9 protein-coding genes are annotated in these 17,153 nt (G+C 53.2%); 2 read left to right on the forward strand and 7 right to left on the reverse strand.

All coding sequences use genetic code 11. The features are described from left to right. Positions 1–936, reverse strand: a 936-nt coding sequence (locus R3C20_25425) for a DUF1501 domain-containing protein (GenBank protein ID MEZ6043852.1), incomplete at its 3' end; no start/stop codon positions are given. 275 nt (positions 937–1,211) lie between these two features. On the opposite strand from R3C20_25425, the gene R3C20_25430 reads away from it, so the two are divergent. Continuing rightward, complete coding sequence (locus R3C20_25430) at positions 1,212–2,801, forward strand: hypothetical protein (protein ID MEZ6043853.1); 1,590 nt, start codon at positions 1,212–1,214, stop codon at positions 2,799–2,801. A 420-nt stretch (positions 2,802–3,221) separates the two neighbouring features. Here R3C20_25430 and R3C20_25435 read toward each other — a convergent pair whose 3' ends face one another. The 4 genes from R3C20_25435 to R3C20_25450 all read right to left on the reverse strand — a co-directional run bounded on the left by R3C20_25435 (position 3,222) and on the right by R3C20_25450 (position 8,031). Then, positions 3,222–4,808 carry a hypothetical protein gene (locus R3C20_25435; GenBank protein ID MEZ6043854.1) on the reverse strand — a complete coding sequence of 529 codons (1,587 nt, stop codon included), beginning with the start codon at positions 4,806–4,808 and terminating at the stop codon, positions 3,222–3,224. Between the two features lie 61 nt (positions 4,809–4,869). Beyond that, positions 4,870–6,618, reverse strand: a complete 1,749-nt coding sequence (locus R3C20_25440) for a hypothetical protein (GenBank protein ID MEZ6043855.1) — start codon at positions 6,616–6,618, stop codon at positions 4,870–4,872. After that, positions 6,605–6,847, reverse strand: a complete 243-nt coding sequence (locus R3C20_25445; protein MEZ6043856.1) for a hypothetical protein — start codon at positions 6,845–6,847, stop codon at positions 6,605–6,607. Before R3C20_25445 ends, R3C20_25440 begins: the two co-directional genes overlap by 14 nt. A 380-nt stretch (positions 6,848–7,227) precedes the next feature. Further along, positions 7,228–8,031 (reverse strand): hypothetical protein, encoded by an 804-nt coding sequence (locus tag R3C20_25450; GenBank protein ID MEZ6043857.1) that lies wholly within the window; start codon positions 8,029–8,031, stop codon positions 7,228–7,230. Between the two features lie 1,009 nt (positions 8,032–9,040). Here R3C20_25450 and R3C20_25455 point away from each other — a divergent pair. Then, positions 9,041–9,412 carry a hypothetical protein gene (locus R3C20_25455; GenBank protein ID MEZ6043858.1) on the forward strand — a complete coding sequence of 124 codons (372 nt, stop codon included), beginning with the start codon at positions 9,041–9,043 and terminating at the stop codon, positions 9,410–9,412. Positions 9,413–9,602: 190 nt separating this feature from the next. Here the strand turns inward: R3C20_25455 and R3C20_25460 are convergent, their stop codons facing one another. Together R3C20_25460 and R3C20_25465 are read right to left on the reverse strand one after the other, a co-directional pair. After that, on the reverse strand, positions 9,603–13,394 hold the full coding sequence (locus tag R3C20_25460; GenBank protein ID MEZ6043859.1) for a hypothetical protein: 3,792 nt from the start codon (positions 13,392–13,394) through the stop codon (positions 9,603–9,605). A gap of 444 nt (positions 13,395–13,838) precedes the next feature. After that, entirely contained in the window at positions 13,839–16,907 is a 3,069-nt protein-coding gene (locus tag R3C20_25465; GenBank protein MEZ6043860.1) for a DUF2309 domain-containing protein, read from the reverse strand. Positions 16,908–17,153 lie beyond the last annotated feature (246 nt).

Here is a 17,153-nt window from a genome sequence, read left to right on the forward strand (position 1 = left end):
GACAAACCGTGCACCGGATTCCACAAGCCGCCTTGCCAGCAAACAGCCACGGCCGAATCGACTGTTGTCGTAGATTTTTCGTTTGGCTTCGGGTTCGAGGCTGATGTCGAAGGCATCCTTATCTTTGCTGCTCAGCAGGCGATAGGCATTGTCCAGAGATCGTAACATCGATTCCTGTTGATAGTCGCTCAGGTATTCTCGCTGCGGATTACGGTCGATCAGTTTTCGAAACAGCTGATGACGATTCGTAAACCGATCGCCCGTCATGTTGCCCGGTGGTCGCACCGACTGCGCTGCCTCTTCCGGGAACGGAAGGTTCATCGGCCCGAACTCACTGCCGAAAAATCCTGCGGTGGTAAACGCCTTGAGTTCTTCACTTTCGCCAACACCTTCCAGTCGTTGACCAATGTTGATGAAGGCAGGCATGACAGGATTGCGCGGGCCCAGCACTTTGGCCATCCACGAACCAATGTGCGGACACGCAACGGTTTGTGGGGGTACGTAGCCGGTATGCCAGTGATACTGATGGCGAGAATGCAGGATGCTGCCCAGGTCTTCCTGAACGGCTGAACGAATGAGGGTCGCTCGATCCATCACGCTTGCGATGTGTTCCAGCCCTTCACAGATCTGCAGACCGCTGACTGCTGTGTCGATGGCGGGAAAAGTGCTCAGCATATCTGCGACCGGCAACCCGTCGCGAAACGGTTCGAATCGCTTGGGGTCGAAGGTATCAGGTGCTGCCATGCCACCACCCATCCAGATCAGGATGCATGCATCTGCCGTGGCCGCCGGATGATCCGCAGCAATGTGGTCATCTCCCCGCAATGTCCGCGGCGCAGAGCAGGCCATCGCAGCCATGGACGCTGCCGACAGGGACTTCAGAAAATCACGACGAACGACGGAATCAGGAGCGTCCGAATCGAAGTTGTATGGCATATCTGGACTCGACCGATGGATGGGCTGACTCGTAGAAGAAACCGCATCGAGGATAACAAACCTGGACGCTCAGAGAAACAGGACACGGCATCGAGGCGACGTGGAACGCGTGATTCTGCGGAGAAATCGGGGCGGAGCCATCATCGCCGATTCTGCTGGCCGGGCGATTGAATTCCTCAAACAGACTCGTCTTGCGGGACGGGTTCAGCCTATTATCCTGACCGGGCCGCGCCGCCGAGAACTTTTTAACTGCATGCAAATGCGGAGAGTAGTGAATGTCTGCCGTCTTCGTTCGCACAACAGCATTCCTGACAAGATCGATTCGGCAGGAATCCCGATTGATCTCTCATCACGTCATGCGCGGGCTGCTGGCGCTGGTCATTCTGATGCTCTTTGGGTCTCAGCTTTCCCGCTCCCTGTCAATGAGCGCGGCCGGGTTGACCTTTGCAGGAACCATTCTGTCGACGATCTACTGGTTTCTGACGGTTGTCGGCATGCTTTACTTTTCTGTTGCGATTACAGAAGAAAAAGAAGAGGAGACTCTTCCCCTGATCCGGATGACAGGTGTGTCGGCCTTTGCACTGCTGTTGGGTAAGTCCATACCTCGTCTAGCGATTGCCATGCTGTTCATTCTGGTGGTGTGCCCATTTATCGTGCTGTCCATAACGATGGGCGGTGTTGTTCCCCGGGGGCTGATCGTCTCAATTCTTTCGCTCGTTCTTTACGCTCTGGTGCTGTGTCAGATTGGGTTGTTGTCCAGCACGATCGCCAGTGATGGTCGTCGAGCTTTGATGTTGTCTGTGGTGGCCTGGCTGATGATCGAGTTTGGACATTATGCGCTGACTCTGACGGCATACGCTTTCACGGTTCGAAACTATCCTCAGGCCGCTGGATTCACCGAATATCTCAATGGGTTCGCGCTGGAATGGTCGATGATCAGTAACTTGTCGACATTCACGGGGCTGACCGAGAATGATCAGTTCTGGCGGCCACAGATGAGCTTTCATCTGGTCCTGAGCCTCGCTTGTTTTCTCCTGAGCCTGATGCTTTTTAATCGATGCAGCGCACGGGCGATTGGTCAGGGAGCCGGTTCAGACATCCGGCACAGGTTCTTATTGCGTCGCACTGGTAAGTTAAAGTCGGCTCGTGCAGCAGCAGTGCCTCTCGCATGGAAGTCGTGGCACTACATCATCGGAGGATTGCCCTGGTTCTTGTTTCGGCTTTTTGCCATGCCCATTCTGGGGTTCATTCTTGTGCTGGTGATTACCATTTCCCTTGATGAAAGGTTAGAGCCTGAGGGATTGTCTATCACATGGATGCTGACCGGAGTCGTCATGCTCATCATCGACGTGGCTCGCAGCTATGGACGCGTGCTGAATGACGAAGTCTTCAAACAAACGCTCGGGTCTTTGCTGATGCTGCCCCGCAGCAAAGCTCAGATTGTCTATCCGCTGCTGGCCGGATTGCTGCCAACCACGATCCCGTCGATTGTCTGTTTTCTGCTGGGACTAACGCTGCAGACATCCGTGTATTCAGGCGCTGCGAGTGATGTTGTCGAAGCACTCACCGAGCCGTGGTTCCTGCACCTGTTCACGTGGTTCCTGCTGACGGTTCATCTGGGTGTGCTGCTGTCGACATTGCTTCGCTATGGCGGAATGCTGATTGCGGCTGCGGCTATGTGGATTGCGGCTCCCATGCTGTTCATGATGTTCATCATGGTGGTTGCATTCGTCCTGCGTGACATGGGCGAAATCTTCGCAAGATACCTGCTGCCTCTTGGACTGATGGGGCTCGAAGTGTTTCTCTGCGTGGTCATTCACATTCTGGTCGCCAGGCGACTGGAGTACATTGGTCAGCGATCTTAGCTGTCCCTTGAAAAACCGGGACAGGCAGACAGGCAGACAGGACGACTGGAACCTGTCGTGTTTTAAGTAAGCGCCTGGCGAACAGCATTCTAATGGTCTGAGCAGGTTTGTCGTTCGAGTTTTCTCCGTTCAGCGATGGTCCAGTGGTGTTGTGGGTGCGAGAAGAGCCAGGCGTGTGTCGAATTTCCCCACGACGACTCCCGCCTCGAGTACAGGTCGCCAGCTCAGTTCGAACAGCTCATCAAACTCTCAAAATAAGAGAATGACCTGTCCTTGAAACCTGTACCACCTCAGGCAGACCAGGGACTTACGAAGAGACTGCGTTCAGATGCATAGACTTTTCGCGACAATTAGAGCTTACGGAGAGACAAGAGCTTGCAACGTTGCACCCTTTTCCCACTTCTGTTGTGAATTCGCATTTTACTGTACCTGTACGAGTACGGACGCAACAATGCGTCTGGCAACCGCCTTCGTACAATGAATGCTTAGAGAAATCCCACCTCGTTCAACATGGCAGTCACCGGCGATATCACTCTGGCTCTCCGGCTCGGTTGAAGTTTCTTTCTGGCCAGTTGATGGTACCAGTACATGCTCGCCGATTGAATCAAACAGGCTGTCATCAATCTGGAAGTCCACGAATGCCTCACTTTTCACACGAGGCTCGCTTTTCGATGGTACGTCAAGACTCGTGACAGCACTCTCAGTTGATTTCGGTCCCGAGATGCAGACTCTGAACGAGGAATCATCAGATTTCAAGTCGGTGGAGACTGTCACTGGGACATTACGAAGCAAGGGATGACGAGGTTCAGCCCCGCGAAGCGCGGGAAAGACATCCAGCAACGCAGAGAGCACCCCGGAAGCATCAGCACATTGCACGGTCACATGGCCTGCCAGCGATTCCAGTGATTCAGCCTTGAAGCTTCCGGTTGCGACGACATCAACCGCAGCGTTTTCTGAGGTGTGGTCCTCATGCTTGAACAAGGCGAGCATTGCACCAGGAATTCGGGCACACAAACGGAATTCGCTTACTGATTCATTTGTGAATGCGGGAATCGAATGTCTTCGTTCCGGAATCATTGATGCGAGATACAAGGACAAATCGGAGTCTTTCTTTGCGATGATTTGCCCAGAGAGCCAGATACGCTCCGTTGAACGTGAAACCTGTATATCGATTGACTCAACATCGTTCAGCAACGCACTTACTGCGGCCATCCTGCAAGTGTTCAACACCTGTCGCGAATGAGCTGATTCTGACGTTTCACTGTCCCGCTGTTGCGAATTTGTGGAGACAAACGCTTTGAACACGCCAAGAAACCTGTTGCGCGACTGCACAGACAGTGAGTCTGGGTGAAACCAGAGCTGAGCGATCAACCTTCTCTCGCCCTCCTTGGTATTTTTCACAGGTGCAGGAGTCAGATCCTTCACATCAGCATCTAGCAATTGCTTGCTGTGGGAACTCCAGAGCCAGCCGTTTGTGAAACGAAAACAATAATTCTGCGAAACGCGGCGCGTCGCTGTCCATTCGGTCTTCACATGCTGTCTGGTTTCAGCCTTCTCCTTGTCAGTCGTCTTGATGAACTTCGGAATCCACGTCAGATTGACCAACGATACTGTCCAGACGTTTGGCGAAGGATTGGCAGTCTCCACTTCGAAATTCGGACGTTCAATGGGTTCGACGGTCTTCCACTGCGACACAAAGTCATCGACAACTTCGGCGGCAGCCTCGACCGTAAATATCTGCTCGCAATGCCAGAGATCTAGTCCTTTTCCCGTCTCAACGACCGCTAGTCCTTTGGGATAAGGGATTCGGAGCCGATCGTCGAACCGCCTCTCCAGCCAGCGATGTAAGTCGGCCCCGAAATTACTGAGTGGAGTCTTATATTCTGCCTCCAGCTCGCTAATCAGCGATTTCATATCGGCAGGTGACAACGTGTGGCAGATGGCGCCAACCACAACTTTGGGCTTGACCGGAACAATATCCGAGAAGCCAAATACTGAGCCAGTCATTGCAAAGACAAGGGCTAGACAGGAGATTCCGCGGAGTAATTTCTTGTGCAAATCAAACATTTTATTTGGTGCTCCCCAGTTCTCCTCCACCGCGCAGGATCGCAGTCAATTCACGTAGACGCGTCGCTGAATACTGCAGACTGGCTGAATCTGATTCTTCAAGTTGATCCAGCAATTCTAAGTACTCAGTGAGCAGGTCTGTCCGTCTTTGTCGTCGTTGGTTCAAATCCGAAATCGACGACGTTGAAGAATCCGACAGAATGCCTTTACATGACTTTTGAAGTTCAAGCGAGGCGATGGCTAATGCACCTCGAATCACAGATTCCTGAACATCGTCGTCCAAAAGAGCACAAGATAAAGCCTTGATAAGCTGGGACGCATGCAGGTCGTCGACCTCGGTTGCTGGTCGAGCGTAGAAGAGGATCTCAATTTGGCGCTGAGCTGGCTCAGTCTTCAGAATGCGGTTCATATGCGAAATAACAAGTGGCTCCAGATCACGGCGATTCCAGGCGCGCACCATCTCAAGAATATTGAATAGCATTGCAACTTGACCCTCCGGCCCGGCGGACTCTTCCATTGCCTCCAAATAGGCAGACAACGCCTTCCCAACCTCAGACAAATCCTTAGTGGAGTCTGAAGAAATCGCCAGGAGCAGTTCGCAGCGAAGTACACCAATATGGTCACCGAGCGTTGACGATTCGGTGAGAAGGGATCGATTTCGGGATTTCAGTGATTCGACCGACGCACGGGTCGCAGAATCCAAATGTTGAGGAGAAGTCATCCAAAGGCGGCGTACGACGTCCCTTGAAAAGTTGGCCACAACTGGTGATTCCGGTGTTCGTGAACTCAATAATCCGATTCTGCGTTCGACTTCAGATTTCGGAATCACTTTAGACGACACCAAACGGGCATTTCGAAGCAACATACCGTGGCCCGAATCACCAAGTGTGACCCTGATTTCTCCAGGTACAAGCATCTGATCCAGTTCTTTCCACTCAGTCTTAACGTGTCGCCCTCCCGTCGGGAACGGCCAAATTCCATCAGAGGCACTAAGATTCCGATCATTCGACATCGCAGAGATCGGATCGTTGAATCTTGTGAACCGATGCTCATTAAGTGAGATAACACACTCACTTGACGCCAAACGACGCTGGCCAGCCACAGTGAACTCTTGAAAATTGCTGTGAATGCGTTCCCACCTCGGAACCGAAGACTGGTGAACCTGTGCGACTTTGCCATTTCCGGCACTTATTTCCACGGTATTCTTGAGGCCAATTGCGGAGTAACTCGAGCGGATGACATCAGAACTGTCGTCCGGAATATCAAGAATCTGTTGGTCGATATGCTTTGGAATTCGCCAGGCAAGCGATTCGCGAAGAGAATGCCTGATCTCGGTCAGATTATACTGTTGAGAGTTGTACGCGTTCCGCGAGGACTCTTCTGCAAGCAGGAACTCAGCACGTGTGTTATTGAATGGTGACTGAAACTCGATCTTCTCAGCAGTCTTGTGGATCATTGTCGAGGTAATCGATGGAGCAAACATCCCATTGATAAATTCAGTCCCCCAGTCTATATGTGTAGCCCATTCATCTGCAGAGACTAAGTACGTTACGTAGATCACATTATTCTGATCCATGGATCGAATGTTGATATTGAAGCAATAGACCGCTTCAATACCAGAGCCATCCGCCTCACCTCCATCCACCTGGTTCGTAAACGCGAACAGATTTGATGATGAATTGGCAATCGAAACTAACAGCACACAAAGTAATTTCGCCACAAGCCTGTGACTGAGGTTAGTTCTGGTCATAGCAGAGTACCTCCTTTCCATTCAGGCTTTGCTGAATCAACTCGGCAGGGGCGACCAGGAAATCGGTTACCTCTCTGCGTTCTTCTTCGTAAGAAAGAAGTTCCTGGTACAGTTCCGGAGAAACGTCCGAGGTATCAATTGCTGGAGTTGTCGGGACAGTTTCTCGGCGAGACTGAGCGGAAACGTAAAGGCATCCTGCCAGGAAAAGGGCGATTCCGAATGCAGACATTACGATGAGGGTCAAGCAGTTTCTCATATGTCACCTGTGACTCGCAAAATTGACAGCAACGGCATTTGCTTAAGCTCTTGAGAGGCTACCCCAACTTGACGACAAGTCTTGTTCGGAGCAATCCTATTCGACTCATGGTGGGACTGCCCCTTTCTGATAGCCCCTCCACCTGCCAGGCCTTACTTGAAAGAAACTGAGGGGCGTTTCGCTTTGATCGTTCTCAAAGTGGTCGAATCCGGTAATCGTCGTGGATAATGGCCAAACTGGAACATCGATCAGAGAAACCATCTAACATTCTTGTTCGCAGAGTGTCCAGAGAAGACCCGGAGACAACGACCGATGCGCAAAAAAACTGCCCCTTGATTCGATCTGTGTGTCCCTCATGGGCCGCCAGTGAGGGCACTGGGATCGGGCATCGCACATGGCCATGCATCACCACTCCAGACGACGTTAACCAAAGCTGTCGCCGAGCCAGTCGAGAATGCATCACTGGCCGTACCGGCACCCGTTGTAGTCACTACAATGGATACGGGGATCCGAACACTCGATGTATCAGTTGACCCACTGATCACCATTGTGTCCGTCAGGCCCGCGCTCGCACTGAAGGCAGAATCCGACAGTGTCACCTGATTCATCACTCCCACAGTCACACCATTGTTCGTCTCACCCTCACCTTTTTCTTTAGAGACAGTCTTAGTGGAGCCACCCGCTGTGATGCTCACCGAACCACTTGTCAGTGACTCAGTGTTGACGCTTCCTGAGAGCACAGCCGCTTCATCTATCTCCTGATCGCCTCCTGTGCAACCCTGCAATGGATGTGCTACTGAAACATGCGCTGTGGCTGATGCGCTGCAATCAGCGTGATAAAAAATTAAGTCTGCCGCCGTCAGGGAACCAGTGATACTCACAGAGCCCGTCGCAAGCACATTGCCACTCAGCATAATGCCAACATCAATTTGCGGTGGACCATTGGTCTTGAATTCAAACTCTCCCGTAATTTGTACGTAGGGATTGACGTGACCTGCAGGAAACGAATCCTCGAAAAAACCACCATAGAGCTCGAAATCCTGCTTCGCATGAGCGCGAATTTGTCCCGAGGTCGGTGAAAGTTTCATCGCACTCGCATCGGCAATCCTATAAAGCTCATCGAACCCGGACCATTCATCCTCGGCAGGTTCGGCCACTCTACCATCAGGTCTTACAACGCTGGAGAGCAGATTTGCCTCGAACTCCGGGCCGACTGCTAACATTCCTGCAGGCGATAGAAATTTCGTTTGGCAACCACATCTCCTGTTCCCGTTCCTGTTCCTGTTCCCGTTCCTGTTCCTGTTCCTGTTCCCGTTCCTGTCCCCGTTCCTGTTCCTGTCTGTTCCTGTTCTGTCCTGTTCTGTTCCTGTTCGTTCCTGTTCCGTTCCGTTCCGTTCCGTTCCTCTGTTCCTGTTCCCGTTCCTGTTCCGTTCCTGTTCCCGTTCCTCCTGTTCCTGTTCCCGTTCCCGTTCCTGTTCCCGTTCCCGTTCCCGTTCCTGTTCCCGTGTCTCCTGATCCTATAGGATCAGGAGACGGCGTGAGCTGTGCGTTGGCCTGCCCCATTTCGAAACTCATGACTGCACATACGGACAATGCGACAGAGAACACCAGGATTCGTCTCATTACCAGACTCCTCATTTCGTTTGAATTTGTGAAACAAAGTTGCGGGGGAAGAATCGGATGGAGGGTGCCCAACCACGCCAGTCGATCAGACAGGCACAGGCTGTGCTCAAAATCTCATACTATGCAGATCTAAGTATGTAGTATGTAGGGCGGCTTATTCAATACTGCCCTAGAGTTTATTTTAAATAAGTCTAAGAATTTCAGATCACTTAGAACAAGGGGGTATTGAGGTGCACCTGTGTGGTGTTGCTGTGTTTTCCGTCTTTCAGGGTGTCTACTGACAATTCGTAGAGCAGTTTTCAAAAGCTTCCGCCAAATTGACTTTCGCGATGGTGGCGGAGTCTTCAGGAGGTTCGAAATCGGCGGTGCTCTGGTAAGACCGGGCGATGGGAGTGTAAGAGGTAGCCGCAATGTCGGAAGTATGGTCAGCATTCGTCTTCAGAGAAGTGTGCACGGACTTTTCCGCGTGCATCCCAGCGGGCGTCGATGGTCGTTTCTTCGTGCTTCCAATAATCCACTTGAACTTGCTGAAGACGGTTTCAATTGGGTTCAGCTCGGCGACGGATCTGGTCAGCCCCGCTGGATTTTCAGATCAGTGATCTTGAGAATTCACAAGACGGCACTCAGGAGAACTGGTTGCTGACACAGCTGACGAACCCGGTTGCAACGCCTGCTGCAAAGGAAGCGACGATCAACGGTACCACACGCGGCAGGGCGTCCGCTCGTTTCAGCCGTGATCGTGACGATGCCATTGTTTTTCACGGGCGACCCGGGTTCGAACGATCGGCTGACTATGAAGCTGTGGATGTGAGCACGAACCTTCAGAATACCAGCAACCCTGATTCGGGCCGATTCAACGATGTCGACCGCCTCACCGATCTTGCCTTTTCAGAATGGCCCGGGCTGACAAGTTGAAAACCGGATGTTCAGAACTGCCTTGCAACTTGCGGCCGGCGATTTAGCGACCCGCACGAGCGGCGAATTCGGTCGACATACCAATCAAAAGACCCTCGACAAACTGATGGTCGAGGGTCTTTAAGGCTTTGTGTTGTGGGTTTCTGGATCGTTCTGCGACAGCTTCCCTGCAGGACCTACACAGCAGGACCTACACAATAGCGGCCAGTAACTCTTTGCCCAGTTGTTCAACAAGGTTATCGGCAGAAGCATCCAGCGACAGCTGGCGAGTTTGATCTCCGACACTGTAATCGAGGGTCACTTTCAGACCGGAATTTCTGAAGTCAGAGACGTTGCCTGCTATGGTGATGCGAGTCACTCTGACGCTGTCGATTGTATTCAGAGCCTGCAGGACACCAGCGTTGGCACGTTCGACACCATCCAGAACCATTTCGGCGGTATCAACGGCCAGGTTGGCTGCTGCCAGCAGAGCTTTCAGCCGCACAACATTGGGACTGGCTTCCACTCCTGCTGCGTCCAGAGCCCAGCCAGCTGCTTCGCGAATGGCGTTGTAGGTTACCTTAGCAGCGTTGTAGACGACGACCTGGGTTGAATAGCGACCGACTGAGTAGACGTAGCTGGAGTACCGGGAGATTTCAATCGCCTTGTAGTATGGCTTGTCATACCATTTCGCATCATTTGTTGCGCTGACTGCTTTTCGCCATGCGGTATACCGAACTGATTTTTGATTGCCCCAGTAATTCCTGCTTGCCAGAGCACTGTCGACGACAGATTTCGCACTGTTGATATCAGCCTTGATTTTGTCCACGGTCTTCTGAGCTTCTGCTCGAGCTTCTGCCAGATCCGCTTCCAGATTCGCTACGCCTTTCTTTGCCAGATCAACTCCTGCCTGGGCTGTATCAATCGCCGCTTGTGCCGTATTGGCCACTGCTCGGATGCCGCTTGTCAGACTATCCTTGACGGCATTGATGGCCCCCCCACCAGATGTCGCCACAAAGCGAACGCCGTTTTGATCCACAATAAACTGAACTGAAGCCGACAGTCCTGCAAGATCAACAGCCGCACTCCCCTGAAGCGAAAAACTGTTGGATGAGATTGTTCCGTCCAGTGCGACATTCGCACCCATCAGTTGTGCCTGGCCAGCAACGCGATACCAGGAATTGGTTGGGGCGAGCCGGATATCCACAGAGACATCATTGAGCTCAACGGGGCCCAGGTGCATTTCCGGTACTTGGAGACCCGCTTCAAATACACCATTTGCCAGATCGACAATGAACTCACCGCTTCCGATCAGCTTGCCGTCGTTGTAAAAGGCGGCTCCAATGCCGAAGCCGTCTTCGATGCCCAGTTCTGCGTTTCCGCCATGTGGAGCAAAGTTGATGTAAGCAGCTCGCAGCTCAAAATCGCCGAGCGAACCATCCGGAATGGCTGCGGCATTGGGGTCAGCCGCCTGATTCATCGTATTGGCGAAGTCAATAAGGTCGTCTCCGGTCAGCGAATCAATGCTGCCTCGAAACGCGACTTCCCAGCCTGTGCTTCCAAAGCCGACAAGACCAGCGATCTGAAGTTCCGACCGTCCGATTTCAATGCCTGCCCCAACACCAATGAACATGCTGGCCCCATGATCACCTGATTCAGCGCCAAGCGTTAGTACAACATCATTCAGGTTCAGACCCGGAACTTCGAAGGCATTGTCCCACTCAGCCACCCGCCCGGTTAAATCCGCCCTCACACCTGTTCGACTTACCAGGAACACACCTTCGAGATCGACATCAAGATTGCCCATGTCGATGGAAGAACTGATCGCAACTTCAAGTCCGTCGAGGCCAGCTGTGACGGTCAGATCTGCGTCGTCCAGAGTGAAGCCATCAATGCCCAGAAGGTTTGTAAATGCCAGCGAGCCAGGAGGGGAAAAACTCACGTCGACTCCTGCAGGGCCAAGATCCAGTTCGCCGATCATGTCGACGTAACTACCGAACAGTTTGAGGTCGGTATCCAGATCAATATCGAGACCAGTGGAGGCGGAGTCACCATCAATCGTCAGGGCAGTGTTTCGCAGATCCAGCCCTGGAATTCCGAAGGCGTCCATCCATTCGCCGGAAACCAGACCGGTGAGTGTTGTCCGGACTTCATCGGGTGTGACTTCGACAATGCCGGAGACACCCAGGTCCATGCCGAGTACATTCATGCCCGCCGAAACACCCACGGACAGGTTCGATCCGGCCGACGTACTGGTTCCACTGACATTGATCGTGGTATCATGCAGATGCAGTGGTGCAATTCCGAACGCGTTGCTCCATGTTCCGGCAATTACACCCGTCAGCGAACCGCTGACGCTGCTTTCATTAAGTTCCACTTCTCCCGTAACGGCAACATCGATGCCAGAGACATCCATGTTGGCGGCGAGGTCGAAACTCAGGCGATTGCCATTGTTCCTGTCGTGCAGAGCATTGACTCTCAGCTGAGTGTCCGCCAGCGTAAGACCGGTGATACCGAACGCGTTCGCCCAGTTTGCAGCCACGGTTCCTGTCAGAATTCCCTCAACCCGTTCCGGGTCAATGTCCAGAGAACCTTCGACACGGGCTTTAGTACCGTGGATGTTCAGATCACCATTCAGGTCGATTTGCAGATCATTGATATTCTGACGGTCAGAAAACGCCGCAATCGCAAGTTCGCTGTCCAGGAGGTCAAGTCCGGCAATTCCGAAAGCATCATTCCAGTCGGCGACCGAACCATCGAAGACCGCATCGATCATCTCCGGAGTCACCTGGACGCTGCCGGAAACATCAATCTCGACATCATCCACGAGCATCTCTGCCGAAAGATCGATCCGCAGCTCGGAGTGCTCGTCACGGTCAGAAAAAGTGACTACGTTGACCTCGCTGTCTTTCAGATCCAGACCCTCGATTCCAAAGGCATCATCCCAGCTGGCGATTGATCCGCTGAACACAGCATCAATCTGATCCGGCGCCATGTTGACTCTGCCGGAAACATCAATCGCCGTGTCTTCAACATGCAGTGCCCCCAGTACATCGATCTCAAAACCAAAGTCTCCCTGGTGGTCCGTGTGTGCGGTGATACTCGTCTGGCTGTCGGTCAAATGAAGTCCGTCAACTCCGAAGGCGTCATCCCAGTCAGCGACCGTCCCGACAAACGCAGCCGTGGTCAGTTCCTGCCGAACGTCAACAGACCCACGAATATTGATGTCCGCGCCGGTGAGATTCAGTTGAGACTGCACATCAACTCGATATCCATCGCCATCGTTCACATCCGTACCAGCACGCAGGGTCAGGCTCGTGCTGCCCAGATCCAGACCTTCGATATCGAAAGCGTCGTCCCAATTCGCAACAGCTCCCGTCACTTCCACAGCGACACCGTCTGCCGTCACAGTTGCATCCCCGGAAACCGCAACAGCATGACCTGCGATATTGAAGTCGCCGAAGGCATCAACATGCAGGCCAATACGTCCGTCTGCGTTGAATTCCGGAGTGATGATCAAATCAAGGCCGGAGATACCAAAGGCATCATCACTCGTGACCCGAGCGTCCTCGGTCTGGATCCAGTTCAACCCAGGTCCACCGTCCAGCACATCGTTCGCAGCGTTGGAATAAAGAAAATCGTTGCCGTCGTCACCGCTCAGGCTGACGGGCAGATCCGTCTGATAACTAAAAAGTATATCGTTGCCACCCCGACCGGAGACGACGATGGAAGCCGCTGAGTCCAGTGACCGGCCTTCATATTCCGTAAACACAGCATCTTCAGTAAAAACCCTCGTCCCCAGCTCATCCTGCTGGACCGCAATAAAGTCCTGGCCTTCAGAACCAGTAATCTGCAGAATGTCGCCTTCCCACCCCATCGCAGCCGCAAGCAGCTCGCGAGATTCGAGACGTTCCAGTGCAGGCAATCGAAAATGCGTCTGTTGACGGCGAGTTCTGCGGGAGCGATTGCGGAAGAAATTTGAAAGTCGCTTTGTCGTTTTCATCTCTCGAACCTTCGAATGATCGTTTGGCAGTCGTCAGAAGGTCGATTGCCTTCTCAAACGCTCATTTGTCGAGAGATTGGAACTGTTACAAAGAAATCCTGTCAGATTGGGAATGAAGGAGCAAAACGCAGCATCAAGCGTCCCTTTGCCTCACGACTTCAGAACTGGCTTGTCCGTTCCAGTGCTCAGGTTCAGCGAGAAGGTTCAGAGAACAGGGCCGACGGCGATTACAGCCAACCAGCAGCGAAACGAGGTCAGCGAGCACCCCGCGCAGCGGTCCGGCCCGCGACTGTACGGCCCACGTTCGCAGCCGATTCGGGGCCGAGCCGATCGGTGGCTGCAGGAATGAGGCTGCTTTGGCAGAGCGGCAGTTCGCACGGTTGAGTCAGCAGACGATGCTCGTAAACGGGCCACCGTCGAAGCTTTGAAAACTGCTGGATTTCTTCAGGTAGACTCAGAATCCACGTAGCCATCGATGATCGCGAACGGCAAATGGTCGCGAGATCCTCGGCACCAGTCGGAAGAATGATGAACGGTCGCAATTTCGGCCGATCGGGGCTCGTACTTCAGAAATCGTCCTCCGGAGAAATAATGGATTTCAGAAGAAGCGGGATCCAGTACGGCAAGTTGCACCCAGCCTCCCCGGCAAATCCGATCAATGGTTTCGTTACGATTCATGATGCCCAGCATTCGCTCGGGCGTTGTTTCGATGACAAACAACAGTCGCATGGGTTCGTGAATGTCAACACCCTGCCATGGCAAGCCTGTTCGCAGGTCGCTGAATGCACCATCCATCACGCCCAGCATCGATGTTGCGTTATGGGGAAGTTTCGAACCAGCTCCCCAGCCCTGTGAGTCGATGGCGGAGAATGTGTAGAGCAGATTGATGCCTTCGCAAACCGGAATCACAGCGCTCAGAATGCCCGCCAGCACGCTGCTTTCTTCATCATCCTGCGTCGGATCATAGGATTGAAGGAACGAGCGTCGATCAAGAAACAAGCCGCGGATTCGTTCACGCCGCGCGACGACACACATCGCGTTTGTACAGTTTCCGTATTCCGGTCGAGTTTCAGCCAGATTGCTTGATCGATCCTGAACGTGAACCATCGCCGCAGCGGCGGGAATATCAATACTGGCAGATTCGAAGCGGCGACAGCGTTCCTGTGCGTTGAGCTCACAAGTCTTCTGAAGGATTTCACGAATTCGCTGCATCCGTTGCACATGCCACGACGGTAATAGTTCGAGATCGAAGAATGTGATCTCATCTGTGCCTGTGTTGTGAGCTCCACCAAGAAACCACGTCTCTTCCGGAATCTGCAGACCCTGCGCGTTCAGGATCCGTCGTACGCGAGGATCGTTCAGCATGGCCGCAAGTGCGCGGGCATTGGGTCCCCCCGCGCCACCAGAACAGGCACCGCAATGGTAGGCGGATTTGTGCGGATTGTTCAGGCAGGCAGAGCCATGTCCCAGGAACAGCACGATGGGTGCGAAGTTGCTGGTCAGGCCGATATCCCGCAATAGCTTACCACCCAGCTGCGCCATTTCAGTGACGGTAAAACCAATCTGATCGTCATTGGGTCCAGGAGCAACACCCTCCGGCCGTTCCAGCCGAAGTCGTGTCACCTGAGGTGGCGCGACAAAGTGTCTGGCCGCGGTGTTCAGTCTCGCCGTCTTGCCAGGAAAAACGGTGTAACCAAGAAGAGGCACCGTAGCCAGCGGTCCAAGAAGAGCGGAAACAAATGCACCGCCCAGTGATCGGTTGGTTTCTTCCAGAATCAGGTGCGTGGCGCGGCCAAGAATGCGGCGAGCCTTTGCTTTTGCCCGGGCGATTTCTTCCATTGAGTAGACGGGTTCTTCGGCCAGCCAGAATCGGGGCATCACCACGATTGGACACAGCGCGGTATAGTGTGCATCACCAAGGCCGCGGAAATACATTGGGATGCCATAGAAACCCGGTGCACCGAAGGTTTCGACGTCCGGGCAAACCTCTTCCATGTAGCGACGAAACGATTCTTCACGGGCATCAATACAGCAGGCCACCTGCAGAACCGGCTGCTCTGGTTTGATGCGAGGACGCGAAACGCGAGCAGCAATAGCATCCAGGGCATTACGTGCATATCGACGTTCAAATGCGATATGAAAAATTCGTCGCCGTTCGTGATTCGAGAATTCTGCCAGTTCCTGAATGAGTTGTTTCCACTGGGATCTCTTCAATGATGACAGGGTAGAAGGGCCCCAGCCATTGATCTGAGCACACTGAAACAGGCGATAGGCGCACTGGCGCTGGCTTTCTTCGTACTGATGAATCGTACACAAAGGCAACCGTTCGCGAAGACCGCTCACCGGGCCGCTGTACTGCAGTTCCTCTCTGGCAACAAATTCGGCGGCCAGCCGATCCAGCAGCAATCGAACCGCGACGAATTCCAGTAACGTTCCCGGTGGCGACGGAATGTAGACGCGATCGGGGCGAACTTCGGTCTGCCATATCATGCCGGCCCAGCCTCGCAGGGCCAGCAGAGTCGCGCGGATAAAATCGGGCATCTCTTCCAGGTCAACGCCCAGTTTTGTCAGCGAATCCGCGATCCATTCTTCAGGCGATTTGCATTCTTCCTGAAGACGTTTCAGTTCGGCGGGAAGCAACTCCATCCAGTCAGCAAGATGTGAATACGATTCCTGATAAAGGCAGCAGAATGCGCCCAGAAATCCTTTGTCCCGATCCGGCAAGCGCCATTGCGCGTAGCCCTGATCCAGGTAAAGCGAACAGAATCGAACCAGAACCTCGTTGACAAGTTCATCCGGATCAATCGACGTCTGTTGCAGAAGCTGATCCCGATGACGAATACTCTGCGGAGTAGACGGAAGTACCATTGGCACTTCCTGAACTCCCTGATTGCAGTAGTGCCAGGTCAGTCGCAGGGCGACTTCCTCCCAGATCGGGTCATCGACTTCCGCCGTTCTCGCACGACTCAGAGCATTCCGCAGCAACGGATCTGCTGGCTCCTGTGTTGAACCAGCAATCCATTGACGGGATTCTGTCACCATTTGTTTGCGACTGCCTTCGCTGGCTTCCGCCCGAAAGGCTCGCAGCACGTCCGTTTCAGCCAGTAACCAGTCCAGCTCGTTTTCACTTCCGGAAGACATTGGATTCAGCAGCAAACTGACCCGGAAGTCAACACGGGAAACAAGACCGGCCACGTGTTCGGATGCGGTGTAGCTCAGTTCGTGCAGAAGGACATCACAAAGATCTTCCGTGGAAATACGGCCCTGCTTCAGCATGCGCCGATATTGCACTTCAGACAAATAAGGCTGACATCCAAAAATCTCCGGGACCTGCCGCAACGCTTCGTCAAATGTTAAATCTTCCAGTCCCTGCAGCGGGTTCAGAAATGTGAACGCCGTGATGGGCCCCTGCGATGGAAGAAAGGCTGCCCCGTCGATGACGGATTTCTGAATACAGGCCGAATCGTACGCCGCTGTCTGTTCTTTTTCCTGCATACTATTCACGGCTGGCATGGTTGAAATCCTGTCTGTCGACTTTGCTGAATCCGAAAGTGGCGGGGTAAACGGCCGGGATGACGGTCTTCGTGATACCTGTTGTTTCAGTCCCTGAACACCGGGTTCACCGACAGCAACCGTCTGCTGTTGTGGAAAAGACTGCCGTGGAGAATACAAAGTTTAACTCGCTGGTACCTGTCGGTGACCGATCGTTCAGACAACCAGAAGAGACTTCTGAACGGGAATCGCTGACGGTCTCTCACA

This window comes from Planctomycetaceae bacterium, assembly GCA_041398825.1.
GTDB lineage: Bacteria > Planctomycetota > Planctomycetia > Planctomycetales > Planctomycetaceae > F1-80-MAGs062.